General features: G+C 69.5%; 22 protein-coding genes. 8 read left to right on the top strand and 14 right to left on the bottom strand.

Features of this window, described 5'->3' with window-relative positions; translation table 11 throughout:
- Positions 1-285 precede the first annotated feature (285 nt).
- A complete protein-coding gene (locus CKO41_RS10910) occupies positions 286-1800 on the top strand; it encodes a peptidoglycan-binding domain-containing protein (RefSeq protein ID WP_200382246.1) in 1515 nt (504 codons plus the stop codon).
- Between the two features lie 115 nt (positions 1801-1915).
- On the opposite strand, the gene CKO41_RS10905 is transcribed toward CKO41_RS10910, so the two are convergent.
- Positions 1916-2416 (bottom strand): glycine zipper 2TM domain-containing protein, encoded by a 501-nt coding sequence (locus CKO41_RS10905; protein WP_200382244.1) that lies wholly within the window; start codon positions 2414-2416, stop codon positions 1916-1918.
- A 315-nt stretch (positions 2417-2731) separates the two neighbouring features.
- On the opposite strand from CKO41_RS10905, the gene CKO41_RS10900 reads away from it, so the two are divergent.
- Complete coding sequence (locus CKO41_RS10900) at positions 2732-5794, top strand: chemotaxis protein CheB (protein ID WP_200382243.1); 3063 nt, start codon at positions 2732-2734, stop codon at positions 5792-5794.
- A gap of 464 nt (positions 5795-6258) precedes the next feature.
- Positions 6259-7587: a 30S ribosomal protein S12 methylthiotransferase RimO gene (gene rimO / locus CKO41_RS10895; RefSeq protein ID WP_242464261.1), complete on the top strand. Its 1329-nt coding sequence runs from the start codon at positions 6259-6261 to the stop codon at positions 7585-7587.
- A 33-nt stretch (positions 7588-7620) separates the two neighbouring features.
- Here the strand turns inward: rimO and CKO41_RS10890 are convergent, their stop codons facing one another.
- Positions 7621-7821, bottom strand: coding sequence for a YgaP family membrane protein (locus CKO41_RS10890; protein WP_200250813.1), 201 nt, complete (start codon positions 7819-7821; stop codon positions 7621-7623).
- A 132-nt stretch (positions 7822-7953) separates the two neighbouring features.
- On the opposite strand from CKO41_RS10890, the gene CKO41_RS10885 reads away from it, so the two are divergent.
- On the top strand, positions 7954-9510 hold the full coding sequence (locus tag CKO41_RS10885) for a bifunctional aminoglycoside phosphotransferase/ATP-binding protein (protein WP_242464260.1): 1557 nt from the start codon (positions 7954-7956) through the stop codon (positions 9508-9510).
- A 64-nt stretch (positions 9511-9574) separates the two neighbouring features.
- On the opposite strand, the gene CKO41_RS10880 is transcribed toward CKO41_RS10885, so the two are convergent.
- Positions 9575-10318 (bottom strand): anti-sigma factor family protein, encoded by a 744-nt coding sequence (locus CKO41_RS10880; RefSeq protein WP_200250816.1) that lies wholly within the window; start codon positions 10316-10318, stop codon positions 9575-9577.
- Positions 10315-10845, bottom strand: coding sequence for a sigma-70 family RNA polymerase sigma factor (locus CKO41_RS10875; RefSeq protein ID WP_200250819.1), 531 nt, complete (start codon positions 10843-10845; stop codon positions 10315-10317). The genes CKO41_RS10880 and CKO41_RS10875 overlap by 4 nt, the downstream gene beginning before the upstream one ends.
- 287 nt (positions 10846-11132) lie before the next feature.
- Between CKO41_RS10875 and CKO41_RS10870 the strand changes: the two genes are divergently transcribed.
- Positions 11133-11498 (top strand): hypothetical protein, encoded by a 366-nt coding sequence (locus CKO41_RS10870; RefSeq protein WP_200250822.1) that lies wholly within the window; start codon positions 11133-11135, stop codon positions 11496-11498.
- Positions 11499-11695: 197 nt separating this feature from the next.
- Here CKO41_RS10870 and CKO41_RS10865 read toward each other — a convergent pair whose 3' ends face one another.
- The 4 genes from CKO41_RS10865 to CKO41_RS10850 all read right to left on the bottom strand — a co-directional run bounded on the left by CKO41_RS10865 (position 11696) and on the right by CKO41_RS10850 (position 14687).
- On the bottom strand, positions 11696-12382 hold the full coding sequence (locus CKO41_RS10865; protein ID WP_200250824.1) for a hypothetical protein: 687 nt from the start codon (positions 12380-12382) through the stop codon (positions 11696-11698).
- A gap of 13 nt (positions 12383-12395) precedes the next feature.
- Entirely contained in the window at positions 12396-12929 is a 534-nt protein-coding gene (locus tag CKO41_RS10860) for a cyclin-dependent kinase inhibitor 3 family protein (protein ID WP_242464259.1), read from the bottom strand.
- Between the two features lie 230 nt (positions 12930-13159).
- Positions 13160-13888, bottom strand: coding sequence for a hypothetical protein (locus tag CKO41_RS10855; RefSeq protein WP_200382242.1), 729 nt, complete (start codon positions 13886-13888; stop codon positions 13160-13162).
- 250 nt (positions 13889-14138) lie between these two features.
- Positions 14139-14687, bottom strand: a complete 549-nt coding sequence (locus tag CKO41_RS10850) for an LEA/WHy family protein (RefSeq protein ID WP_200254846.1) — start codon at positions 14685-14687, stop codon at positions 14139-14141.
- 209 nt (positions 14688-14896) lie between these two features.
- Here CKO41_RS10850 and purL point away from each other — a divergent pair, with 209 nt between their 5' ends.
- Positions 14897-18790, top strand: coding sequence for a phosphoribosylformylglycinamidine synthase (purL, locus tag CKO41_RS10845; RefSeq protein WP_200382241.1), 3894 nt, complete (start codon positions 14897-14899; stop codon positions 18788-18790).
- 62 nt (positions 18791-18852) lie between these two features.
- Positions 18853-19680 carry a prolipoprotein diacylglyceryl transferase gene (gene lgt, locus CKO41_RS10840; RefSeq protein WP_200382240.1) on the top strand — a complete coding sequence of 276 codons (828 nt, stop codon included), beginning with the start codon at positions 18853-18855 and terminating at the stop codon, positions 19678-19680.
- A 526-nt stretch (positions 19681-20206) separates the two neighbouring features.
- Here the strand turns inward: lgt and CKO41_RS10835 are convergent.
- From CKO41_RS10835 to trxB, 6 genes are all read right to left on the bottom strand, one after another.
- Positions 20207-20992, bottom strand: a complete 786-nt coding sequence (locus CKO41_RS10835; RefSeq protein WP_200382239.1) for an arginyltransferase — start codon at positions 20990-20992, stop codon at positions 20207-20209.
- Positions 20989-21729 carry a leucyl/phenylalanyl-tRNA--protein transferase gene (aat, locus tag CKO41_RS10830; protein ID WP_200254419.1) on the bottom strand — a complete coding sequence of 247 codons (741 nt, stop codon included), beginning with the start codon at positions 21727-21729 and terminating at the stop codon, positions 20989-20991. The genes CKO41_RS10835 and aat overlap by 4 nt, the downstream gene beginning before the upstream one ends.
- A 6-nt stretch (positions 21730-21735) precedes the next feature.
- On the bottom strand, positions 21736-22896 hold the full coding sequence (locus tag CKO41_RS10825; RefSeq protein ID WP_200382238.1) for a GNAT family N-acetyltransferase: 1161 nt from the start codon (positions 22894-22896) through the stop codon (positions 21736-21738).
- 698 nt (positions 22897-23594) lie between these two features.
- Positions 23595-23957: a HepT-like ribonuclease domain-containing protein gene (locus tag CKO41_RS10820; protein WP_200382237.1), complete on the bottom strand. Its 363-nt coding sequence runs from the start codon at positions 23955-23957 to the stop codon at positions 23595-23597.
- Positions 23954-24262 carry a nucleotidyltransferase family protein gene (locus CKO41_RS10815; protein WP_200382235.1) on the bottom strand — a complete coding sequence of 103 codons (309 nt, stop codon included), beginning with the start codon at positions 24260-24262 and terminating at the stop codon, positions 23954-23956. The genes CKO41_RS10820 and CKO41_RS10815 overlap by 4 nt, the downstream gene beginning before the upstream one ends.
- A 357-nt stretch (positions 24263-24619) precedes the next feature.
- On the bottom strand, positions 24620-25585 hold the full coding sequence (gene trxB / locus CKO41_RS10810) for a thioredoxin-disulfide reductase (protein WP_200254428.1): 966 nt from the start codon (positions 25583-25585) through the stop codon (positions 24620-24622).
- Positions 25586-25779: 194 nt separating this feature from the next.
- On the opposite strand from trxB, the gene CKO41_RS10805 reads away from it, so the two are divergent.
- Positions 25780-26718 (top strand): DNA translocase FtsK 4TM domain-containing protein (locus CKO41_RS10805; RefSeq protein ID WP_200382233.1); only part of this gene is annotated, 939 nt, incomplete at its 3' end.

The raw sequence follows: 26718 nt of genomic DNA, 5'->3' as shown, positions 1-26718 counted from the left end.
GCCCAGCGATCTTGGCAAGGGTCCACCGATCTCGACGGGGGAGGATCGAGTCCGGCGCGGTGTGGCACGCAGGCTTCCGTGCGGGCGCGAACAGATGTCCGTTCGCCTGCGATGGTAGGTTCCTCGCGAACGCACCGTTCCCCAAGGAGCCACAACACCATGGCCCGAGTACGCAAGACCGATTCTCCCCTTACCGCGATTCTCCTGAGCGGTTCCCTGATCCTCGGACTCCCAGGCCCGGGACTCGCCCAGTTCACGACAGGGACACCCCCTGCGGTGACGGGTATGCAGGTCGCCCAGGGTTCCAGCACCGTACTGGACATCCAGCGCGAGCTGAATCGCCTGGGCTACAACGCCGGACCCGTCGATGGCGTCATGGGTGCCCGCACGCGCGCGGCGATCCAGGCCTACCAGCGGGACCACGACTTGCTGGTCGACGGCCAACCGACAGCGAGCCTGCTGTCTCATGTTCGCGACACGGCCGGAAGCGGAAGGTCCGGGCCGACGGGTCCCGCACCCGAACCCTCTTCACAGCAGATCGCGGACATTCAGGATGCGCTCCGCACCCTCGGCTACGAAGGCGGGCGCCCATCCGGCCGGCTCACCGCCGAGACCCGGGCCGCCATCCGCAGTTACGAGTCCGCCCACAATTTGTTGGCATCCGGTCAGCCCAGCGCCGCACTGCTAGAACACATGCGCCGAAGCATCCAAACCGCGCCGGGGGCGTCTGCGGCAGTCGATGCCGACACGATCGCCGGTATCCAGGACGAATTGCGCCTGCGCGGCTACCAGATTCCCCGCGTTACGGGCCAGATGGACGCCCAGTCCCGTCAGGCCATCCGCGACTATCAGCAGGGACAGGGCGTGGCCGTAACCGGCGAACCCAGTGCGGCCCTGCTGGCCGATCTCCGCGCCGTTCGCACCGAGCCGGTCCCTGCCACCGGCTTGACCCGCGAGCAACGGGCGGCGGCACAGCGGGCACTGAGCGCGCGTGGCTACCCGGCCGGTCCGCCGGATGGCGTCTTGGGTCCGCGCAGCCGTGACGCGATACGGGCGTTCCAGGCCGACAACGACATCAGGCCGAGTGGCGAACTCACGTCCCGCACGATGGCACAGCTCGGCCTCGGCAGGACAGAGACCGTTGCCGAGCCGCCGGCGATCCAGGCCAGACCTTACCGTGTAAGGGCCCGGGACGACTTCTCGGACGGCGACTACACCCGGAATCCGGCCTGGCGCATCGCCTCCGGCCGCTTCCAGGTGCGCGGTCGGGGGCTGAATTCGACAATGGTCCCGCCTTCGGAACGCACCGAGGCCATGGGCCGGCAGATCCTCGGCAGCCTGTTGCAGCAGCAGCTCGGGTTCACCCTTCCGGGGCAGGAGACGGCAGCGGCGGCCTACCTGCCGACCCGGTTCGGTCCAGAGTTCCGGATCACCACCCTGGTCTCCGGCTCCTCGGAGGCGCACAGTCACATCGATCTGGGCCCCTACCGGGGCGACAAGCTGAACCAGGGTTACCGCCTCAACTACCGCACCAGCCAGTCGCGGCCGCTGCAGCTCATCGTCGTGAACGACAGCGGCATCTCGGTCATTGCCAGCGCCAGGCTCTCGCTCGAGGGTGGCGGACCGCATCGGTTGGTCTGGACGCGTGATGCCGAAGGGCGGATGCGCGTCACACACAATGATGCGATCCTCATCGACCTGGTCGACCGAACCGCAAACGAGACCTTCGATGGCTTTTCGCTGATCAATGCCGGTGGTGACTGGACCCTCTACGAGGTGATCCTCGAGGATCGCGGCTGACGCAGCCGGGGAAACCCTCGCAGCCCACGCTACGCTCCGCGGGGTGCCGGCCCGAAAAAGGAAATGCCCCGTGTGAGCGGGGCATCCGTCGAAGGAATGGCCGACCGGCGCGGGATCAGTACTTGTACATCATGCCGTCGCCGATCCGAACGCGGTCACCGACCCGGAAGTCGGTGGCGTTGGAATGCGCCAAGGCCTGATAGCCACCGTCGTTCATTCGCACCGTGATTCGGTAGACGTCCGCGGACGATCCCCGCTGCCGCTTTTCGATCTCGTGCCCAAGATAGGCGCCGCCCGCCGCGCCGGCGATTGTCGCGACGGTAGTCCCCCTCCCGGAGCCGACCTGACTGCCCGCGAGCCCTCCGGCTACTGCACCGGCCACGGCACCCACGCCGATGCCACCCGGTTCCTGCTGCGTGTGTTCGACAGAAGTCACGACACCATAGCCGGCATACAGGTTTTGATTGACGGTCCGTGCCTGGGCGCCGGACGTGCCGTAACCCTCACCCCCGAAGGGCGAGCCGTTCGTCGTGGCACACCCGCCCAGCGCCAGGGCCGCCGCCACGGCGACGGTTGACCCGATGGCCCATGTCGCACGTACGCTTGTTGCTTTCATCGTATGTCTCCTTGACTCTACTGAGAAGGCCGCACGCCAACGGCGTCGGCGCCGCGATCGTCGAGAGGTGCCGGCTCACGTCAGTTGCCGATACGCATCGCGATACCGCCCCGGCGGCCCCGCCTTCGCTCGGCGTGGGCTTGCGTCCGCGCGTCGCATCGCACTGGATTACCGAGCCTTGGCGTCATCGTCCTCCTTACGGGGAGTCTCCTCTGTACGCTGACGCGCTTTGAGGGATCACTGCGCAAGAGCGCGCTTGACAGTCGAGCCTGTGCGATGGGTAGATGACCGGACATCCGTCCGAGGAATCTGACCATGGCGCGTGAGCAGAGACCGCCGCACTCGAACCCTGGCCCGGGGACCGCCCTCGTGGCCGCCGACACGCCGGATTCGGCGCCGCCGCCCGCGGGCGCTGACACCAGGGATGCGGGACGACCGGGACCGGGCGACGCGCCGACGGGTGCCGACCAAACCGGCGATGGGATCGACCCGGCCCCGTTCCCGATCGTCGGTATCGGCGCCTCGGCCGGGGGGTTGGATGCCTTCCGGCGCCTGCTCCAGCGGTTGCCCGTCGACGCCGGACTGGCCTACGTCTTGATCCAGCACCTGGCGCCGAGCCATGAGAGCCTGCTCGCGCCCCTGCTCGCGGAGGCCACGGCGATGCCGGTGATCGAGGCGCGCGACGGTCGGCCCATCGAGCCAGACCATGTCTATGTGATCCCACCCAATCGCACCCTCGGGGTCCATCACCGGCGCCTCGTGCTGCTCGAACGCGAGCTCGACTCCGGCCGGCATCTGCCGGTGGACTATTTCCTGAAGACCCTCGCCGACGACCTCGGCCGCCAGGCGATCGGCGTCATCCTCTCCGGTACCGCGTCGGATGGCACCCAGGGGCTCAAGGCGATCAAGGCCGCCGGCGGGCTCACCTTCGCCCAGGACACGAAGAGCGCCGAGTATTACGGCATGCCCGGCAGCGCCATCGCCGCCGGGTGCGTCGACCTGGTGTTGCCGCCGGCGGAGATCGCCGACGAGCTGGCGCGGATCGCCGTCCATCCCTATCTGCGGCACCCGCCGCCGGAGGTGTCTGAGGGTCTGACCGAGACGGAGGATGATCTGGCGAAGATCTTCCTGCTGCTGCGCTCGCGGACCGGCAACGACTTCAGCCTTTACAAGCGGCCCGCGATCCTGCGACGTATCCGGCGCCGGCTGGCCGTGCACAAGTTGGAGCGGCTTGCCGACTATATCCACTACCTTCAGACGCAGCCCGCGGAGATCGACCGCTTGTTCGAGGATCTGCTGATCTCCGTCACCGCCTTCTTTCGCGAGCCCGAGTCGTTCGACACGCTGCGCGAGCAGGTCTTTCCGCACCTGTTCGACGAGCGGCGCGCGGGGCGGCGCGTGCGGGTCTGGGTACCGGGCTGTGCGACCGGCGAGGAGGCCTACTCGCTGGCGATCGCGATGCAGGAGTTCTTGGGGGAGCGGGCCGCGGAGATCGGCATTCAGATCTTCGCCTCCGATATCGATGGCAAGGCCATCGCCAAGGCCCGGGCCGGGCAGTTCGACGAGTCGATCGTCGGGCAGGTTTCGCCGGAGCGATTGCGACGCTTCTTCGTCAAGTCTGCCGGCGGTTATCGGGTCACCAAGTCGATCCGCGACCTGTGCGTTTTCGCGGTCCAGAACCTGATCAAGGATCCGCCCTTCTCCAGACTGGATCTGATCTCCTGCCGCAATCTCCTGATCTATTTCAGTGCCCCCCTGCAGAAACGGGCGTTGCAGATCTTCCATTACGCGCTGGAGCCAAATGCCTTCCTGCTGCTCGGTGCCTCCGAATCGATCGGTGCCCAGGCCGACCTGTTCGCGTTGCTGGACAAGCAGCGCCGGATCTATGTCAAGAAGTCCCATGTCCCGCGGGTCGATTACAGTTTCATGCCGACGATCCACCAAGGACCCGACGACGGCGCCACCGCCAGCCCGGCGTCGACAGCCCGTGCCGGGCGGGAGCAGCCCGATTTGGCACGGACCGCCGATCGGCTGCTACTGGCCCATTACGCACCGCCCGGGGTCATCGTGTCGCGCGATCTGGAGATCCTGTACTTCCACGGCGAGACCGGCCCCTACATGGATCCGGCCCCGGGGGCCGCGACCCTGAACCTGATCAAGCTCGCGCACCAGGACCTCGCCGTCGAGTTGCGCACCAGTCTCCACAAGGCGCTGCGCACCGGGCAGGAGGTATACCGTCCTGGTGTCCGCTATCGACGCAATGGGGTGCGGGCCGAGATCAACCTGCGCATCCTGCCGATGAGGACAGGCGACGAGATCGATCACCTGATGGTGTTGTTCGAGGAGGTCAGTCTGATCACGGACGCAGAACCCGCGACCGACGCCGCTGCGCGGGCCGGCGATGACAGACCGCGCGTGGCCGATCTCGAACGCGAGCTGGCCGTGACCCGCGAGCAGCTTCAGGCGATCATCGCCGAGCTGGAGGGCACCAACGAGGCGCGGCAAGCGGCCAACGAAGAGATCCAGTCGGCGAACGAGGAGTTGCAGAGCGCCAACGAGGAGCTGGAGACGGCCAAGGAGGAGCTGCAATCGACGAATGAGGAATTGGCGACCGTCAACGACGAGCTGGAGGGCCGCAACCGGGATCTGGCCGAGGCCAACAGCGATCTCAACAACCTGCTGGCCAGCGTCAACCTGCCGATCCTGATCCTCGGACAGGACATGAGGATCCGCCAGTTCACACCGCAGGCCGGCAAGTTGCTCAACCTGATCGGGGGGGACCTCGGTCGTCCTATAAGCAACATTCAGGCCAATATCCTGGTGCCGGAGCTGGAGACACGGGTGGCGGCCGTGATCGAGGATATGGCGCCCCAGGTTCTCGACTTGCAGGACAATGCCGGCCGCTGGTACTCGGTGCGCCTGCGTCCCTACAAGACGCTCGACAATCGCATCGATGGCGTGGTGATCGCCTTCATCGATGTCGACGGCATCAAGGAGACCGAGCGTCTGCGCCAGACCCTAGCCCTCGAACGGCGGCTGGCCACCGTGGTGCGGGACGCCAACGACGCCATCATGGTACAGGGGTTCGACGGGCGCATCCTGGCCTGGAACCCGGCCGCCGAACGCCTGTTCGGGTACAGCGAGTCCCAGGCCATCGAGAGCGGCATCGAGCCACTGGTCCCGGCCGCCGCCTGGCCCGCCTACCGCGCCCTGCTGGCCCGCCTGGCGCGCGGCGAATCCGTTGAGCCACAGAGGTTGGAGCGGCGCCACGCCGATGGGCGAATCCTGCGCGTCCTGTTGACCGCCACGACCCTGCTCGACGAACATGGCCAACCCTATGCCGCCGCCACCACCGAACGGGTCCTTGGCGGAGAGTGATGCCGGACAGACGTGGGGTCATCGCCGAGACACCGCGTCGCCGCGGCGAAGTCGAGACCTTCGAGGGCCACCTCTCGACCAGTGAACGCCCGGGTCTGTAGCGCCTGTGGGGATGGGTCAGAGGGACGCGCGGCCCCTCGGCAAGCCAGTCGGTCCTTTTGGTCGATGAGCCTTGGGATCAGCCGCCCCGATGTCCCGCTGACGATTCGCACGCCGACCGCTCCCCGGCCCGTGGCTGACCTGAATGGGTCGGTCCTCTCGATCACAGGGGCGCGAATGCGCTCGGCGAGATCCCAGCGGGCGTCATGGCCCTTCGATTCCTGACCAGCAACGCGGCGTCGACGACCTTGTCGCAGGCGTCTGCGAAGGTGAGGGCCGGTGCGGGGTCGGCGCTCCGCCGTGCAGGCATGCCAGGGCCTGCTCACCGCCCGACCTGAACCGGATTGCCGATGCGAGAGACGACGATGATGAACGATGATGGGGTGCCGCAGGTCGGCTTCGTCAGCCTTGGCTGCCCGAAGGCGACCGTCGATTCCGAGCGGCTGCTGACGCAGCTGCGTGCCGAGGGCTACGGCATCTCACCGACCTATGCCGGGGCCGACCTGGTCATCGTCAACACCTGCGGCTTCATCGACGCGGCCGTCGAGGAGTCGCTCGAGGCGATCGCCGAGGCGCTGGCCGAGAACGGCCGGGTCATCGTCACCGGCTGTCTCGGGGCGCGCGAGGCGCTGGTGCGCGCCGCCCACCCGGAGCTGTTGGCGATCACGGGTCCGCACGCCGACGAGGCCGTCATGGACGCGGTCCACGCCCACCTGCCGGCCCCGCACGCGCCGTTCCTGAGCCTGGTGCCGGCGCAGGGCGTCCGGCTCACGCCGGCCCACTATGCGTATCTGAAGATCGCCGAGGGCTGCAATCACCGCTGCCGCTTCTGCATCATCCCGAGCCTGCGAGGCGACCTCGTCAGCCGGCCGATCGGCGAGGTCCTCGACGAGGCCGGGCGGCTCGTCGAGGCGGGCGTGCGCGAATTGCTGGTCATCGCCCAGGATACGGGCGCCTACGGCCACGACCGGCGCGGCCGACCGGGCTTCTGGGGTACCCGTCCGCTCGCGACCGATATCGTCACGCTGGCCCGCACCCTCGGTGAGCTGCCGGCCTGGGTGCGACTGCACTACGTCTACCCCTATCCGCAGGTCGACGAGCTGATCGCGCTGATGGCCGACGGCCTGATCCTGCCGTACCTCGACATGCCGCTGCAGCATGGCAGCCCGGCGGTCCTCCAGGCGATGCGCCGCCCGGCCGCCGCCGAGCGGGTCCTGGAGCGGCTCGCGCGCTGGCGCGGGCGCTGTCCCCAGCTTGCGCTGCGCAGCACCTTCATCGTCGGCTTTCCCGGCGAGACCGAGGCCGATTTCGAGCGCCTGCTCGCGTTCCTGCGCGACGCCCAGCTCGATCGCGTCGGCGCCTTCGCCTACTCGCCGGTGGCCGGTGCGGCGGCCAATGAGCTCCCGAATCCAGTCCCGGAGTCCGTCAAGGAGGAGCGGCTGGCGGCGCTGATGGCGGTGCAGGCCGAGATCAGCCGCGCGCGGCTCGCGGCGCGCGTCGGGCAGCGGCTGACGGTGCTGGTCGACGAGGTGGAGCCCGAGCGGGTCGTCGCACGCAGCGAGTTCGATGCGCCGGAGATCGACGGGGTGGTCATCGTGCCCGGGGCCTGGGAGCTGGAGCCAGGGGACTTCATCGAGGTCGAGGTCACCGCGGCCGGCGACCACGACGTCTGGGCCGAACCGATCGTCGACTGACGGCCGGCTCGGCCCGGCTGGATCGGGGCCTGATCAGAAGGCCGCGCCGGGCTTCTTGCCGAGGCGCTTGAGGATCACGGCCAGCGGGCAGAAGCCGGTGAAGGCCGATTGCAGCAGGTTGGCCCCGACGAAGGCCGTGAACCACAGCCAGTAGGGGCTGTGCAGCTGCGAGAGCGCGAGCGAGAGCAGGATGAAGGAGCCGGCGACGGCGAGGACGATGCGTTCGATGGTCATAGGCGTCTTTCTCTAAACTTGGGTGCGAGGGTTCGTTCGACCGGCGAAGGTTACTGAAGCCGGATGGGCCGATCAACCCGCGGTTCGACTGACCTTTTGGCCGTTCAGGCCGCCACAGCGACAGCGATGACGATGCCCACCACAGAGTTCGAAACCCTGATCGAAGGCCTGCTCGAGCCGGGCGCCTATCCCCATCCGGTGACCGAGGTCGAGCGGATCGAGACCCACATCTCGGTCGTCCTGTTGGCCGGCGATTTCGCCTACAAGCTCAAGAAGCCGCTCGACCTGGGCTTCCTCGACTTCTCGACGCTGGTGCGGCGCCGCACGCTCTGCGGCGAGGAGTTGCGTCTCAACCGCCGCCTGGCGCCGCAGCTCTATCTCTCGGTCGAGCCGGTCACGGGCACGCCGGCGCGCCCGCGGATCGGCGGCGACGGCGAGGCGATCGAATGGGCGGTCCGGATGCGCCGCTTCTCGCAGGAGGCCCTCCTGAGCCGCCGCACGGTGACGATGGATATCGTCGAGCGCATCGCCGTGCGGGTGGCCGACTTTCACGCGCACATCCCCGTGGCGCCGCCCGACAGCGACTACGGCCGCGAGGCGGCGGTGCTTGGCCCGATGCTCGAGAACTTCCGGCAGATCCGCGCGGGGCTCGCGGCCGATCAGGCGGGGCGGATCGACGCCCTCGAGGCCTGGACGCGCGCGCGCGCCGAGGCCCTCCGAGAGGAGATTACGCAGCGCCGGCGCGACGGCCACATCCGCGAGTGCCATGGCGACATGCACCGCGGCAACATCGCGATCGTCGCCGACGAGGTGGTGATCTTCGATGCCATCGAGTTCAGCCCCGAGCTGCGCTGGATCGACACCATGAGCGAGGTCGCCTTCCTCGTCATGGACCTCGACGAGGGCGGCTACGCGGTCCTCGCACGGCGCTTCCTCGACCGCTACTTGGCACTCACCGGCGACTACGCTGGTCTCCCGCTGCTCGATCTCTACAAGATCTATCGGGCCATGGTGCGGGCCAAGGTCATCGCCATCCGCCTCGGCCAGGCGCAGGTCCCGCCGGCCGAGGCCGCCGTCGAGCGGCGCGACCTTGCCCGTTACCTGGACCTCGCCGAGGGCTACACCCGGTCCCGGCGACCGACCCTGATCCTGCTGCACGGCCTCTCCGGGTCCGGCAAGAGCTGGCTGGCAGGCGAGCTGCTCGAGCACCTGGCGGCGATCCGGATTCGGTCGGACATCGAGCGCAAGCGGCTCTTCGGCCTGGCGGCCGACGCCGACTCGACCGCGACCGTCGGCGACATCTACACGGGCGAGGCGACGGCCTGGACCTACGAGCGGCTGCGCGCGCTGGCGCGCGCCGTGCTGGCGGCCGGCTACGATGTGCTCGTCGATGCGGCCTTCCTGCGGCGCGATCAGCGCCGGGCCTTTCTCGCCCTCGCCGAGGCGCTGGGCTGCCCGTGCCGGATCCTCTGCGCGCACGCGCCGGAGGCCGTGCTGCGCGAGCGCCTCGCGGCCCGCCGGCGCGCCGGCGGCGATCCGTCCGAGGCGGACGAGGCGGTCCTCGACTTGCAGCTCAGTGGCCAGGAGCCGCCGGCCGGGGAGGAGCTGACCCACCTGATCTCGGTCGACACGAGCGCTTCGCCGGACCTGGCGGACCTCGCTGCCCGACTCGTTGCCGGCAGCGGCTGAGGACCAGGCGCTGACAGGCGGCGCCGGCCTCGGGTCCCCGGACGGCGCCCTTGCGCGACCTTCGTCACTCGATGAGCTGGCGCAGGGCCTGGAGGTCCTTCGTGTCCAGATCGGCGACGGCCCAGTAGGCCCACTGGCCTTGGCGCCAGGCGATCAGGTTCGCGCCGCCTCGGGTGACACGGCGCAGGGGGCGGTCCGCCTTGGTCGCCGGCATCACGAAGACATTGATGGGATGTCCTTGGTGGCCGTAGACGAGCGCGGCGATGGTGCGGTGCTCGATGAAATCGAGCCGCCCCCCGAGCAACCGATAGCCCGCTCGGTCGAAGTCCGCGACCGGCGGGGCGCGGTCGAGCCTGGCGGCGAACCAGGCCGCGAGCATGGCCGGGTCGGAGGTGGCCAGGTCGGTCAGGTGGTCCTCCAGCAGGGAATGCTCGTGCCGCGCGACGAAGTCCTCGGCGAGGCCGTCCCGAGACGAGGACGCCGCGAAGTAGAGGATCGCGACGATCGCCAGCACCACCGCGGCGAGCGCCAGCCTGGCCCAGGACGCGCGTCGCTCCGCCCGCTGCGCCTGCGCCGTGCGTTCCTCGGCCTCGGCCCGCGCGAGCACCTGGCGCGACATGTCCGAAGGCGCCGGGTGATAGGGCAGGCGCTCGCGGACGCCCTGGCGGAGCAGCTCCAGCGCGGCGAGCCTCTCGCGGCACTTCGGGCAGCCGTCCAGGTGCGCGTGCAGCTTGGCCTCGATCTCCGCGTCCAGCGCCTCGCTGTCGATATACGCCTGCAGCCAGTAGAGGCAAGCGCGGCAGTTCATGTCGTCCATTCGGAAGCCAGTAGTCTGGTGCGTAACATCTCGCGCCCGCGGGCCAGCCGCGACATCACGGTGCCGAGCGGCGTGCCGATCACCTGCGCGATCTCCTTGTAGGACATGTCCTCCAGGTCCTTGAGGACGATGACCTCGCGATAGGTGGCCGGGAGCGCGTCCAGTGTCTGCGTCAGGAGCATCCGGTCCTGGGTTCGGCTCAGCCAGGTCTCCGGCGTCTCCTTGTGCGACAGGCGGGCCTGGTCGTCATCGTCGAGCCCGGTCTCGTCGTCGATGTCGACGAGACGCGGCCCCGCCGTCTTCTTGAGCCAACTATAGCTCTGGTTGCGCACGATCGTGAGCAGCCAGGCGCGTGCATCGTCGCCGCGAAAGCGCGGCAGGGCCTTCAGGGCGCGCAGGCAACTCTCCTGAACCACCTCTTGCGCCGTGGCGTCGTTGCGGGTCAGCCAACGCGCGAGGTTATAGGCCGCATCCAGGTGCGGCACGATCAATTCTTCGAATCGCAATGTCTCGTTCATATTCCCGTCACACAACCACCCGCCGCCGGGTTTTATTCCCGATCACGAAAAAATTTCTTCGTTGGGAATAAAGGCCTCGCCGCCTGGGTTACGGGTTCATGACAGCACACCGACGTGTTCCGTCATGGAGCCAAGGGGTAAGCCAAGACTTGACCACCAGCCGGCGAGACGCTCGAACCCACGGGGTTCGGTCCGGGGCCACCCGCGCCCGGGCAGCGGCGCTCGGCAGGCTCCGGTTCCTTCAACTGTGACGAAGACATTACCGAGGTTTGACGATGAAGACATTGATGACTGCCGCCGCCCTCACCCTGGCCAGCCACGCGGCGCTGGCCGACGACATCTATGGCGGCTTCAACAATCCCGATCTCGACACCCGCTACGGCAGCCAGTTCATCAGGGCGGTGCCGAAGACGGCGTCGAGCGATGTGCAGGTGTCGCTGTACACCCTGTACCGGGGCAATCCCGACCTCACCACGGAGATCGAAGGCTATGTCCCGCGCGAGTCCTCGGACGGATACCGGCTGACCTCCTACGATACCTTCATGCTGGACAACCCCGACGCCAGCCCGCTGCCGCGCTCGGCGGTCATGCGCAACGAGTACCTCAATCAGCGGACGGCCGCGGCCGAGTCGCGCGAGGACGGCGAGATCTGAGTGCCGATGTCGGGCTGCACGGCCGTGCGGCCCGAGGCTCGAACCCCGGATTCGTCCGGGGTTCGGGCGCGAGGGGAAGCGTCGTTCGACCCGGGCCGGACGTTCTCGGGCCTGCCCAGAGGAGGCGAGCCCTGCCAAGTGGAACGCCAAGGATGATCCGTCGCTTCACCCCGGCGGGAGGCGCTCGGCCGCGCCGTCTAATTCGATCTCAGACGCCTGGCCATATCGGCCTTGCGGGCGATCATCTTGTCGGTCAGCCGGCGACTGCCGCCGCTATCGATGATGGCTTGGCGAATCGAGTCGTCGGGGATCCGCACCACGACCGCGATGGCCTCTGCGATGTCGTCGGGACCCATGTCGGCGAAGAGTTTGACGGCGTGTGGGTTGCGATCATCGCTTCGCATGACCTCGATCTCGTCGACCTGGATGCCGAACGCGCGACCCTTGGGGTCGCCGCGCGCCCGAAAGGCCAGCGCTCCGCCCACATCGAGCGTCAGCACCCGTCCGGCGACGACACCCTGATTGTCGCCATCGAAGCCGGCGGCGTCCCAATTGGCCGTCCAGGCATGCACCCCGAACCATCGCTGCGCCTGTTTGCGTTCCCCTTCGGTGAAATGGGCGATGCGCCTCTTCTCGAGCAGGACCCATTCCGTCGCGATCTGGTCGGGCTGGGCCGTGCGCACATAGGTCAAGGTCGGGGCGCCCGTCAGTTGGTAGAGCCGGGCGGCGACCGCCTCGTTGCGGGCGTGCTCTGGTGACTCCAGCGTCTTGACGTAGTAGCGGCGCCCGCGGTCGTCTTGAAAGACGCCGGCCGGGTTCGTTCCCAATTGTCCGCCGACGCGCTGCATGGTGGCGGTATCGATCGGCGGCAGGCCGCTGTGCATCCCCGGTCCCCGCTCAGCGACTGGGCAAGGTTCGACGCACCACCGCGAGTTGCGACGGCGTCTCGATGGCGCCCCGGCGTTCGCGGCGGACGTAGCGGATGGCGTCCTCGGGTTCCATGCCCAGCTCGACGAGCAACCGCGCGGCGATCATGCCCGCCCGGCCCAGGCCTCCCCGGCAATGGACGAGCACATCATCCCCGTTGCGCAACAGCGTGCGGATCTCGCGGCCATCCGTCGCCCACTGCCGTTCGAACGCCTCGGTCGGGACCGAATAGTCGGCGATCGGCAGATGACGCCAGGCGATGCCTCGGCGCTCGATCTCCCGACCGAGCCCCGGCACCTCGAGGGTCACCAGTTCGGCCGGCTCGACCAGCGTCAGCACCAGCTTGGCCCCCCAGGCGGCGATGGCGTCCAGATCGACGCCCAGATCGCGCTCCCAGGCCCCTGTGCGGGCGAAACGGTCGCGCTTGCCCGGGCAGAAGGTGATCCCGATCCGGCCATGCGCCGGGCTCGCGCGGACCACCGAGATCTGCAGGGGGTGTGTCAAGCTGGTCCGGGCCGCCGCCATGGGACATCTCCCGCCGAGAAATTTCCGTTTATGGAACAGATTCTTGGGTGATGCCTTGACGTCCTGCGCCGACCCTCGTCGGTCAGTCGCCCGGGTGCGAGGCCCCCATCTTCGGCCTCGTCAGGCGCCGGAGGACTACCCGGCCGCCGGATGCTCCGGACGGAGGACGGGATCGATCAGGGGGCCTTCGGGGCGTCGCGGCACTGAACTCAAAGCAACAGCAGTGCCGTCAGCAGCCCGACCCCCACGCCGCCGATCAGGACGGGCAGGCAGCCGGAAGGGGCGCGGCCGGCGCGGGGCTGGGTTTGCTTCGTCGGGGCCTTGGGTGGCGCGGCCGGTGCCGGCGGTGTCGCCTCCGGTATCGGTTCGGGCTCGTTCGTTGAGGCGGACGGGGCGGTCTCCGTCTCCCGGGGCTCGCTTGCCGCCGATGCGGCGTGCGGCGTGGGCGCCGGCGGCGCGATGGGATCCGGCCCGGCTGGGCTGGTCGAAACAGGCGGGGTCGGGGTCATCGGGGGCGCCGATTCGATCGCCACCGGCGCGATAGGCGGTGGGGCCTTCGACCGTCTCTCGGCGCCGGCCTCCTTGACTGCGGCGCTTTCGGCCCTGGCATCGCTGGTCGGTGACTGAGTCGCGCCGGGTGCCGCCGTCTCGTTCGTGTCCGGCGGGGCCTTCACGGTCTTTGGGTTGGCGCCCGTCTTCTTGGGTGTCTTCTTGGGCGCTGCTGGCTTGGTCGATGCCTTCGCGGTCGCCGGCTTCGGCTTGGGCGCCGTCGAGGATTCGGTCTCGGTGGCCTCCCCGGCGGCGAGCCGGACCGATTCGACGAGGGTTCCGTCGGCCTCGGCCTTCGCGCGCGCCTCGTCGGCGGTCGCGGCGACGTAGGTTCGCTTGCGCTTGCGATGGGTCTCTCGGCCTTCGCCCTGTATCTCAAAACGCGGCATGCCCCCTCTCCTCGGATTGATGGGTGGATGGGTTTGAACGATCTTGGGTACAGGATTCGGTGCGGCCAGTGGTCATCTCCGTGCCCGTGAGGCCCGAATCTGTGCGCTGTCGGTGTCGACTCGGGAGACGCTCGCCCCCTGGCGTGCCTGGAGGTGGACGACCAGATTCCCGCGATGGTAACCCTCGGGAAATCCGTGGGCAACCGACCCAGGCGGCGCGGATTGCTCCGCGCGCGTCCTGCGGCCTGGCTTACGGGCGAAGGATGGGCGGGACGCGCTGGCCGCCGTTCAGCGCCGCGCGATCGATCTGGCCGCTGCGCCGATAGGGCAGAGGGAGGGTCAGGCCCGCGGCGCGGATCCAGACGGTGCCGGTGACGGTCCAGTCGAGCGGTTCGCCGGCCAGCAGGCGTTGCGGCAGACCGGGGAGCGCCGTCAGCAGGTTGCTCTGGACCGGGAAGTCGACCTGCTCGGTGCCCCCGGGCGGGATGAGCCGCTCGAGCTCGGTCCGGCCTTCGGCCAGTTGCCGTCCCTCGAGCTGGATCCGGTAGCTCATCGCGGTGACCGGCAGGGTCCGGTCGTTGGGATTGCGTAGCCAGAGGCTGACGAGGAAGGCCTGTCTGCCCAAGGCGATGGCCCTCGGTTGCACCCGGGCGAGTTCGACCTCGGGGGGGATCCAGGCCCCGCCGAGCCCGGCGCAGCCAGACAGGGCGAGGAGCCAGCCGGCGAGCGCGAGGAGGCCGGCGGTGCGCGCGAGGTGGCCGGCCGGGATGGCCCTGCGCCCTTCGTTTGCGGGTGTCATGGCAAGCCAGTCCACTGGTGCGTTATAGGTTCCTGATCGCGGCCGTCCGCGCGGTTCGATTATCGATGTCCGCGTCGTCGTCCGGCAAGGCGCACGGGGCGGGCGGCGACGCGTTGGCATTTCCCCGTCGGCGCCGCCGGTTGCGACCGGCCGGCCCATCTCCAGTATCATGCCCGTCAACGTCACCCAGCACAGCGAGAGCCGATCCCATGCTCGTCCTCCGGGGCGCCCCCGCCCTCTCCGCATTCCGTATCGACAAGATCGAGCGTCGCCTGGCCGAGGTGCTCGGTCGGTCCATCCGCGTCTATGCCGAGCTGATGCACTTCGCCGACCTGGCCGAGGCGCTCACGGGCGCCGAACGGGAGGTGCTGGAGCGGCTGCTGCGCTACGGGCCGAGCATCCCGGCGCACGAGCCCACCGGGCGGGCGCTGCTGGTCGTGCCGCGCCCCGGGACCGTCTCGCCCTGGTCGTCGAAGGCGACCGAGATCGCCCGCAACTGCCGCCTCGCCAAGGTGCGCCGCCTGGAGCGTGGGACGGCCTACTATCTCGGCGGCCTCGAGCCGCACGAGGAGCTGCCGTCGATCCAGGCCGCCGCGGCCCTGCTACACGATCGGATGACGCAGAGCGTCCTCTACGATCAGGAGGAGGCCGCCTGCGTCTTCGAGCGGTCCGAACCGCGCCCGCTCGAGCGCATCGCGCTGCACGCCGCTGGGCGCACCGCGCTGACGGAGGCCAACGCGCGCCTCGGTTTGGCCCTCTCGGACGAGGAGATCGACTACCTCGCCGAGAGCTTCCAGGCGCTCGGACGCGACCCGACCGACGTCGAACTGATGATGTTCGCCCAGGCCAACTCGGAGCACTGCCGGCACAAGATCTTCAACGCCGACTGGGTCATCGACGGCAAGCGTCAGCCCCAGTCGCTGTTCGCGATGATCCGCCACAGCACCGAGCATGCGCCGGACGGGGTCCTCTCCGCCTACCGCGACAATGCGGCCGTGATCGCCGGCTGGCCCGGCCGGCGCCTCGTCGTCGACCCGGCGAGCGGCCACTATCAGGAGCGGGCCGAGGACATCCACATCCTGATGAAGGTCGAGACCCACAACCACCCGACCGCGATCGCCCCGGATCCGGGCGCGGCGACCGGTGCCGGCGGCGAGATCCGCGACGAGGGGGCGACCGGCCGCGGCGCCAAGCCCAAGGCGGGCCTCACCGGCTTCTCGGTCTCGAATCTGCGCCTGCCCGGGGCCGAGCAGCCCTGGGAGCGGGACTTCGGCCGGCCGGGGCGGATCGTCTCGGCGCTGGAGATCATGCTCGAGGGGCCGATCGGCGCGGCCGCCTTCAACAACGAATTCGGCCGCCCCAACCTGGCCGGCTACTTTCGCACCTTCGAGCAGGAGGTGCCTGGGCCGCGCGGCCCGGAGCTGCGCGGCTATCACAAGCCGATCATGCTCGCCGGCGGCCTCGGCAACATCCGCGACGGGCACGTCGCCAAGAAGGCCTTCCCGGCCGGTACGCCGCTCATCGTACTCGGTGGTCCGGCGATGCTGATCGGCCTCGGTGGCGGCGCCGCCTCCAGCCAGGCCACCGGCACCTCGGCCGAGGACCTGGACTTCGCCTCGGTGCAGCGCGCCAACCCCGAAATGCAGCGTCGCTGCCAGGAGGTCATCGATCGCTGCTGGGCGCGCGGCGCCGACAACCCGATCCTCTTCATCCACGACGTCGGCGCCGGCGGGTTGGCCAACGCGCTGCCCGAGCTGGTCCACGACGCCGGGCGCGGCGGGCGCTTCGCGCTGCGCGCGGTACCGAGCGACGACCCGGGGCTCTCGCCGCTGGAGATCTGGTGCAACGAGGCCCAGGAGCGCTACGTGCTGGCGGTCGCCGCCGAGCGGTTGGACGAGTTCCGCGCGATCTGCGCGCGCGAGCGTTGCCCGTATGCGGTCGTCGGCACCGCGAGCGAGGCCGAGGAGTTGGTCGTCGAGGACGCGCACTTCGGCGACCGGCCGATCGACCTGCCACTGTCGCTCCTGTTCGGCAAGCCGCCGCGGATGGTCCGCGACGTCACCCGGCTCGCCGCGCCACGCACGCTGCTCGATCGCGCCGCGATGGATCTCGAGGAGGCCCTGCTGCGGGTCTTGCGGCTGCCGACGGTCGCGAGCAAGACCTTCCTGATCACGATCGGCGACCGCACGGTGTCGGGCCTCGTCGCCCGCGACCAGATGGTCGGCCCCTGGCAGGTCCCGGTCGCCGACTGCGCGGTGACGCTGAGCGACTACCACGACTACACGGGCGAGGCGATGGCCATCGGCGAGCGCACCCCGGTGGCGCTGCTCGATGCCCCGGCCTCGGGGCGCATGGCGGTCGGCGAGGCGATCACCAACATCGCCGCGGCGCCGATCTCGGCGCTCGGCGACATCAAGCTCTCGGCGAACTGGATGGTCGCCGCCGGCCATGCGGGCGAGGATGCACGCCTCTACGATACGGTGCGGGCCGTCGGCGCCGAGCTCTGTCCGGCCCTCGGGATCGCGATCCCGGTCGGCAAGGACTCGATGAGCATGAAGACGGTCTGGCGCACGCCGGGCGGCGAGGCGCGCACGATGACCGCGCCGCTCTCGTTGATCGTCTCCGCCTTCGCCCCCGTCGGCGACGCCCGCGGTACCTTGACGCCGCAGCTGCGCACCGGCTGCGGCGCGACCGATCTGGTCCTGATCGACCTCGGCAAGGGCCGCAACCGCCTGGGCGGCTCCTGTCTGGCGCAGGTCTTCGCCCAGCTCGGCGATGAGCCCCCGGACCTCGACGACCCGGCGCAGCTCCGCAGCTTCTTCGCGGCGATGCAGGATCTGCGCGTCGCCGGCCTGTTGCTCGCCTATCACGACCGCTCCGACGGCGGCCTGCTCATCGCCGCCTGCGAGATGGCCTTCGCCGGGCGCTGCGGCCTGACGATCGACCTCGACCGCCTCGGTCCGGACGACCTCGCCGCCCTCTTCGCCGAGGAGCTCGGTGCCCTGGTGCAGGTCCGCCACGAGGACACCGATCGGGTCCTCGCGATCCTCGAAGGGCACGGGCTCGGCCTCTACGGGCGGGTCGTCGGCACCGTCGAGGCCGGCGACCGGATCCTCGTGCGCCGTCGCGAGATGACCGTCCTCCAGGCCGAGCGCTCGCGCCTTCAGCAGGTCTGGTCCGAGACCACGCTGGCCCTCCAGTCGCTGCGCGACGACCCGGCCTGCGCCGCCGAGGAGCACGCCCGCCTGCTCGATGCCGCCGATCCCGGTCTCTGCGCGCAGCTCCCCTTCGACCCGCAGGAGGACATCGCCGCCCCGTTCATCGCGACGGGCGCGCGCCCGCCGGTCGCGATCCTGCGCGAGCAGGGCGTCAACGGCCAGGTCGAGATGGCGGCCGCCTTCCGCCGCGCCGGCTTCGAGGCCGTCGATGTGCACCTCTCGGACATCCTCGCCGGCCGCATCGACCTCGCCGCCTTCCGCGGGCTGGCCGCTTGCGGCGGCTTCTCCTACGGCGACGTCCTCGGCGCCGGCGAGGGCTGGGCCAAGACCATCCTCTTCAACCCGCGCGCCCGCGAGCAGTTCGAGGCCTTCTTCGCCCGCCCGGACACCTTCGGCCTTGGCGTCTGCAACGGCTGCCAGATGCTCGCCAACCTGCGCGAGCTGATCCCCGGCGCCGAGCATTGGCCGCACTTCGTGCGCAACCGCTCCGAGCAGTTCGAGGCGCGCCTGGTGATGGTCGAGGTCTGCCCGTCGCCGTCGGTGCTCTTCGCCGGGATGACCGGCGCGCGGCTGCCGGTCGTCGTCGCCCACGGCGAGGGGCGGGTCGAGGTGCGCGACGACGCGCACCTGGCCGCGGTGCGCGATCGGACCGTGCTGCGCTACATCGAGCACGACGGGCGTCCGGCCGAGCGCTACCCGGCCAACCCCAACGGTTCGCCCGAGGGGATCACCGGGCTCGCGAGCGCCGACGGGCGCGTCACCATCCTGATGCCGCACCCGGAGCGGCTGTTCCGCACCGTCCAGCACTCCTGGCACCCGCGGGAATGGGGCGAGGACGGCCCCTGGCTGCGGCTCTTCCGCAACGCCCGGGCCTGGGTCGGCTGAGCGATGGCCCGCCGGCGCGCGCTTCATCGAATCGCCGCGCCGGCGTGCTAAGATCCGCAGCCATGCTGACCTACCCGAACATCGACCCCATCGCCCTGTCGCTCGGCCCGCTCCAGATCCACTGGTACGGGCTCATGTACCTGATCGGCTTCGTCGCGGCCTGGCTGCTCGGGCGCTGGCGGGCGGCGCGGCCCGGGTCGGGCTGGACCCGGGAGATGGTCGACGACCTGATCTTCTACGGCGTCATCGGGACCATCGCCGGCGGGCGGCTCGGCTACATGCTCTTCTACGGCTGGGACAACCTGGTCGCCAACCCGCTCAACCTGCTGCGGGTCTGGGAAGGGGGGATGTCGTTCCACGGCGGCCTGATCGGCGTCATGCTCGCGTTCTGGCTCTTCGGCCGGCGCTACAAGCTCGGCTTCTTCCGCGTCGCCGACTTCGCCGCGCCGCTCGTGCCGCTCGGCCTGCTGGCCGGGCGCATCGGCAACTTCATCAACGGCGAGCTTTGGGGGCACCGCACCGATGTGCCCTGGGGGATGAGCCTGCCCTGCTGGCGCTTCCCGGAGCAGTGCCGGGACCTGCCGGCCGGCGCCGACTGGAGCCTGCCGGTGCACGCCTCGCAGCTCTACGAGGCGGCCCTCGAGGGGCTGGTCCTGTTCCTGATCCTGTGGTTCTTCTCCAGCCGACCCCGGCCGACGATGGCCGTGTCCGGCCTCTTCCTGATGGGCTATGGGCTGTTCCGCTTCGGCGTCGAGTTCGTGCGCCTGCCCGATGCCCACATCGGCTATCTGGCCTTCGACTGGCTGACGATGGGGCAGGTCCTGACGCTGCCGATGGTGCTCGGCGGGGCGGTCCTGCTGGCGCTGGCCTATGGGCGGCGTAGCGCCTGAGTCGCGCGGCCGTGCCGGCCGTCGCCGGGCCGTAGGCCGTAGGTCGGGTTAGGCGCGCCAGCACCGCGTTCGCTGCGAATGAACAGGCTCGCGCGCGCCGTAACCCGACACCGGCCCTGAGGTATCCCCACGAGATCGGCCGCGACGGCGAGTCGGTACGAACTGGGAGCGCCGGCTTTCGGCCGGCTTCGCGCGCGGGGGCTCGATGACCCCGGCGCGCGACCTTCGGCGCTGGAGCCAGGAGATCACCGATAAGCGCCACTGGATGGCCGCTGCGCACGTGCCCTTCTACCGTTCTACCGGCCCAGACGCCGCCAACGTGGCATCGAGCCGCGACGGCGACGAGCCGGCTGGAAAGCCGGCGTTCCCAGTGAGCCGCACGACGGCGAGGTGGCTCAGATTGCGAGAGCCGGCTTCCGTCGGTCAGTCGACCTACGCCACTGCGGATGCCTCTTATCCGGGGATACCTCAGACACCGGCCTCGGTAGGCGCCGCGTCGCCGGCCGTCGGGTTACGCCCTGAGGGGCTAACCCGACCTACGGGCCGCGTCGGCGGGTGGTGTCGGGAGCGGCGCGCCGCGACCGTAGTGCCGCCATGTCTGGCCGTCCCAGGCCTCCAGCGGACGGAAACGCCCCTTGTAGCGCATCTTGCGGCAGTCCTCGATCCAGTAACCCAGGTAGACCTGGTCGAGGCCGCGCCGGCGCGCCTCGGCGATCTGGCAGAGGAGGGCGAAGGTGCCGAGGGAGCGCTCGGCCTCGTCGGGATCGAAGAAGGTGTAGATCGCCGATAGGGCGCCCGGGACGACATCGGTGACGGCGACCGCGACCAGCCGCCCAGCCCGCGGTGCCGCGGTGCGCAATTCCAGCAGCTCCGTCTCGCCGCCCCAGGGGTCGAGCAGGAAGCGGCAGAAGTCATTGGCGTCACCCTCGGCCATCTCGCCATCGGGGTGGCGGGTCGCGAGGTAGCGGCGGTAGAGCGCGAAGTGTTCGGGGACGAACTCCGCGGGTCGCAGCGCGATGCGCAGGTCGGCGTTGCGTCGGGCGCAGCGGCGCTGGGCGCGGTCCGGGGCGAAGGCGGCGACCGGGACGCGCACCGCGATGCAGCGGCGGCAGCCGCGGCAGGCGGGCCGGTAGACGAAGCGCCCGCTGCGACGAAAGCCCTGTGCGAGCAGCCAGCGGTAGTGCGCCCCGTCGAGCCGCGCGAGCGGGTCGACGAAGAGCGAGCGGGCCTGGCGTGCGGGTAGGTAGGAGCAGGGCTGCTCGCCGGTCAGGTAAAGGCCGAGTCCCGCCGGGCGGTCGCCGTCGCGGTTCATGTCGCTGTCGCCCCGCCGGCGGCCTCGGCGCTCGGGTAGTGCAGTGCGCCGTCGTCCCAGAGGCCCGGGCGGCCCGGCAGCTGGCACCCGTGTTCGAGTAGTGCGGCAAAGTCCTCGCGGGCCAGTTCGTCGGCACCCAGGCGCACCAGGTGCGCGGACATCACCTGGCAGTCGATGAGGCCGAAGCCCCAGTCGGCGAGCTGTCGGCAGAGGTGGACGAGGGCGACCTTGGAGGCGTCGTCGGCGCGGCTGAACATGGACTCGCCGAAGAAGACTCCGCCCACCGCGACCCCGTAGAGCCCGCCGACGAGCTCGTCGCCGCGCCAGACCTCGACCGAATGGGCCAGCCGATGGCGGTGCAAGGCGCGGTAGGCCGCGACCATCTCGGGCACGAGCCAGGTGCCGGCGCCGTCGCGGCGTGGTGCCGAGCAGGCGGCGATCACGGCGTCGAAGGCGCGATCGAGGGTGACCCCGAGCTCGCGTCGGCGCAGGCGCTTGCGCAGGCTGCGCGAGACGTGCAGTCGCTCGGGGAAGAAGACGGTGCGCGGGTCCGGCGACCACCAGAGGATCGGGTCGCCGGCGTTGAACCAGGGGAAGATGCCGTGGCGATAGGCATTGACCAGGCGCGTGACGCTGAGGTCGCCGCCGATCGCGAGCAGCCCGTTGGGCTCGCGCTCGGCCAGCGCGATATCGGGGAAGGGGGCGGCCGGATTGTAGGGGTCGAGCCGAAACAGCATGGCGACTCAGCTGGCCTCGGCCCGGGAGTCGACGCCTTTGTAAGGGCTGTGTGTGTACATCTCGGCGAGATAGTCGCGCATCCCGGCGCGCTCCTGGGCGAGGAAATCGCCGATCGCCCGACGGAAGCGCCCGTCGGCGATCCAGTGGGCCGACCAGGTCGGGGTCGGCAGGAAGCCGCGGCTGACCTTGTGCTCGCCCTGGGCGCCGGGCTCGAAGCGCGCCAGGCCGCGGGCGATGCAATAATCCAGACCCTGATAATAGCAGGCCTCGAAGTGCAGGCTGTGATACTCCTCGAAGCAGCCCCAGTGGCGGCCGTAGAGGGTGCGCGCGCCGATCAGGTCGAAGGCGGCGGCGACCAGCCGCCCGCCGCGGTAGGCGAGGACCAGCAACAGCTGCTCGCCCATCGTTCGGGCGATCTCGTGGAAGAAGGGCAGGGACAGGGTCGGGATGCCGCCGCGCTTGTCGAAGGTGCCCTCGTAGAGGCGGTGGAAGAGCGCCCACTCGGCCTCGCTCGCCTCGTGACCGTGGCGCAGCCGGATCTCGATCCCGGCCTCGGCGACGCGGCGCCGCTCGCGCCGGACCTTCTTGCGCTTCTCGGCCGAGAAGGCCGCGAGGAGGTCTTCGAAGTCGCGGTAGCCCAGGTTGTGCCAGTGGAATTGGCAGCCCATCCGGCGCAGCAGGCCTTGGCCCTCGAGGAGCTGCGTCTCCTCCTCGGTCGGGAACAGCCAATGCAGCGACGAGACCCCGAGCCGTTCGGCGAGCGCCTGCGCCGCCGCGGCGAGGGCGCGCCGGTGCTCGGCCTGGCCTGGGCCGGGCGCGGCGAGCAGACGCGGACCGTTGGCCGGCGTGTAGGGGCAGGCGACGACGAGCTTCGGGTAGTAGCGCAGGCCGGCGCGGTGGTAGGCGTCGGCCCAGGCCCAGTCGAAGACCAGCTCGCCGTAGGAGTTGTGCTTCAGGTACATGGGGGCCGCGGCGACGAGGCGCCCCGCCTCATCGTGCAGCGCGAGGTGTCGGGGGAGCCAACCGAGCGCCTCGCCGACGCAGCCGTGGCGCTCCAGCGCGGCGAGGAACTCGTGGCGCAGGAAGGGGGTATCGGCATCGACGAGCCGGTTCCAGTCGGCGGCTGGGATCGCCTCGATCCGGGGGTGGACGGACGGCGTCAGCATTGCGATACGGCGGGACCTCGGGCGCAGTCGGTAGGGGGCGGGTCAGAAACAACCGACACAAGCGCACGGACGATAAGGAACGGCGACATGCCGGAAGTCGCCAAAAAACGGCAAATGCCCCTGCGTCTATTCGCGCTCTTTCGTAGTTCCACGAAGATGTACCGGTCGTTCTCGAATCGTCGGCAAGGAGCGTCGAGCGGTGCGGCGGGGGCCCTGCCGTTCGCGGTGGAGGATCGACGCTTCGCCGTCCCGAGATGAGGGCGGCCTGTGCGGAGCCAAGCCCCGTGCTGGTGAGGGGGCGTGCGGCCTCGGCGATCAAGTGCACGAGTGGAGGGGACCTTGAAAAATTGCCATTCGGGCAATTTTTCAACACGCGAAGCGAAAATGCGATTTCCGCTTCGCTTCATTTTCAGTCGCTTAGGCGACTGAAAATGGACGCCGCTTGCCGAATGACTCGAGGCGAGGACCACGTTACTTCAAGGTGCCCGGACATACTGCGGCCGGCGTCTCGCGGAGGGTGGAAAGCTCGAGGCGATTGCCGGAAAAAGCATCCCCGATGCGGCCGGATTTTCGTTCGTCTTCAAGGGGCGAGCGCAGGAGCATAGCCAAGCTATGTGACCGCAGTCGCGACACAGAAGACGGGCGAAAGGACAAGTCAGACCGTATGTTGACAGAGATCGCCTAAGTCCAGGATCTGATCATTCAGCCGGTCTTCGATCCAGTCCATCTTGCAGACGCCGCGCCGCATCTAGCAGGCGAGGCCCATGCACGCTTGCGGCGTCCCACAGGATTTCCGTATCGAGACCGAAATACTGGTGCACGATGATGTCGCGGAGACCCGCCGCGCCACGCCAGTTGACTGTCGGTTCCGCTTCGCGCAGCGATCGAGGGATCTGTTTGGTGGCCTCTCCGATGGCCAACAGGCTGAACAGGATCGCCTGACGCAAGACTTCGTCTTCTTCGAAGTCATCCCATTCCCGGCCGCGCAGAAGGCGCGCCACGCGCTCGCCATGCTCGACGATATCGGCCAGATAGAGCGGCCAGATAGAGCGGCCAGTCACGGGACACGGATCAGGTCCTGTTCGACGCTGGCCCGCGCCAATGGCTTCAGTCCACGTTCGGTGACCAAATCCACCGGTTGCCCGAGGGCCTGTTCCAGGTAGCCCTTCAGTCCGAAGTAGCCGTCGAGCGTGGCCCGCCCACGGAAGGTCACGAGCAGGTCGATGTCACTGTCGTCGCGCAACATATCGCGCGCAGCGGAGCCGAACAATGCGATACGCTCGACCGCGAAGCGGTCCGTCAACTCGGGCCGCAGTCGCCGCAGTTGTTCCAGAATGCTGTCGCGACTCGAGCGTCTCTCGGGCATGGCATCGTCTCGATGGGTGCCAAGTCACAATTCAAGGAGAACCGGTAAATGTTCTTGGAACTACGAAACACGCGAAGTACATAGTTTCTCGTCGACGGCGCGCTCGTGTCGGTTGTTTCTGAAACGTTCCTGGCGAAGAACGGATTGATCGGCCGTGCTGGCCGAAAAATAGACGGCAGCGGAGGGGCGGTCCCCTGCTTTCTTCATTTCGGTTGCTGAGGCGCCCGACGACGGCGGCGCATCCCGCCCCACGCGGGAGGCGCTGATCGATCAGCGCCTCCCGAAGGGCTTCATCCCGCAGACCGGCGCGTGCATGTCGGCGAGGCGGCAGACCTCCTGGGATGCCGCAACGCCCTCTCAGCCCCCGGTGACGGCCAAGGCGTCGAGGTATTTTTCGGCGTCGAGTGCCGCCATGCAGCCGGCCCCGGCCGAGGTGATCGCCTGGCGGTAGACGTGGTCCATGACGTCGCCGGCGGCGAAGACCCCAGGCAGCGAGGTGGCGGTGGCGTTGCCGTCGCCGCCGCCCTTGACGCGGATGTAGCCGGCGTTCATCTCCAGCTGCCCGTCGAAGAGCGCGGTGTTCGGCTGGTGGCCGATCGCGATGAAGACGCCATGCAGCGCGAGCTCCTCGGTGGTGCCGTCGGCGACGTTGCGGATGCGGATGCCGGTCACGCCGCTCGCATCGCCGAGCACCTCGTCGAGGACGCTGTTCCAGGCGATGCGTACATTGCCCGTCTGCGCCCGCTCGAAGAGCTGCTGCTGGAGGATCTTCTCGGCGCGCAGCGCGTCGCGGCGGTGTATGAGCGTGACCTCGGCGGCGATGTTGCTGAGATAGAGGGCCTCCTCGACGGCCGTGTTGCCGCCGCCGATGACGGCGACCTTCTGGCCGCGGTAGAAGAAGCCGTCGCAGGTCGCGCAGGCCGACACGCCGCGGCCGCGGAAGGCCTGCTCGGAGGGCAGCCCGAGGTACTGGGCGCTGGCCCCGGTGGCGATGATCAGGGCGTCGCAGGTGTAGACGCCGGAGTCGCCGGTCAGGCGGAACGGGCGCGTGCCGAGCTCGGCCCGGTGGATGTGGTCGTGGATGATCTCGGTGCCGAAGCGCTCGGCATGGCGGCGCATCCGCTCCATCAACTCGGGGCCCTGGACGCCGTCCGGGTCGCCGGGCCAGTTGTCGACATCGGTCGTCGTCATCAGCTGGCCGCCCTGCTCCAGGCCGGTGACCATCACCGGGTTCAGGTTGGCCCGCGCGGCGTAGACGGCCGCCGTGTAGCCGGCCGGTCCGGATCCGAGGATCAACAGACGGCAGTGTTTGGTATCGGACATCGGTGGGCTCCTGCGATACGGGCCGACGGCTCCGGGCGGGAGCGCGATCGGGGGACTCGGCGCCGCGCGCCGCCGGCCATGGTACCGGCTCGCACGGACCTCGGCAAAGGCCCCCGCTTGCCAATTGCAGAAAATGCCCGAAGAATGTTGGGGAAGGCTATAATCTGCTGAATTTATCGGAGGCCGTCTCTACCGTGAATCAGGCGACTCGTCAGGGGCATCTCTCGCTCGGCGACTATCTGGAGCGGGCACTGCGCGAAGGGGCCATGTGGTCGCTGGTGTGCGCGGCCGTCTACTTGGTCATCGCGCTGGCCAGCTATGCGCCCGAGGACCCCGGCTGGTCGTATCTGGGGACGCACGAGGAGGTCGCCAACCTCGGTGGCCGTTTCGGCGCCTGGTTCGCCGATGTGACCCTGTTCCTGTTCGGCCTCTTCGCCTACCTGATTCCGCTGATGGTCGCCTGGAGTGGCTACCTGCTGTTCCGTCGGCGCGAGCCCGAGGTCAGCACCCACGCCTATCTGCTCGGGCTGCGGTGGGTCGGTTTCCTGCTGACGCTGGCAGCCGGCTGCGCCCTTGCCGCGACCCATCTCTCGGACCTGGGGCTGGCACTGCCGAACGGCGCCGGCGGCGGGCTCGGCCAGTTGATCAGCGGCACGCTGACCGCCTCGTTCAAACCGGCCGGTGCGACCATCTTCACCGTCGCCCTCTTCCTGTTGGGCTTCGGGCTCTTCAGCGGCGTCTCCTGGCTGAGCGTCGTCGACGGGGTCGGCGATCTGGTCCTGGCCGCGGCGCGCTGGTCGAGCCGGCGGCTCGGGCCGCTCGTCGCACCGCTGTTCGCCGGGCGTCAGCGGCGCGAGGCGACCGCACCGCAGGTCGAGGCGGCGTCGCCGCGCGGGGCCGGCCGCAAGGCCCCGCGTGTCGCGGCAGACGCGCGGCGCGAGCCGGCGCTCGGGCTGCCCGAGGGGCCGTTCGCCCCGACCCAGCAGGCCCCTGGTCTGACCGCGAACCCTGGCGCGGACCCTGGCGCGGACGTCGGGGGCGGCGAGTCGGGCTGGATGTCGGCGGAGGCCCTGCTGCGGCTCGTCAAGGGCGGGCGCTCGGCGCCGCCGAAGGCCAAGGCCCGACCCGCGCCC

The organism is Thiococcus pfennigii, assembly GCF_016583835.1.
Lineage (GTDB): Bacteria > Pseudomonadota > Gammaproteobacteria > Chromatiales > Chromatiaceae > Thiococcus > Thiococcus pfennigii.
This window is presented reverse-complemented; position numbering and strand designations above follow the sequence as displayed.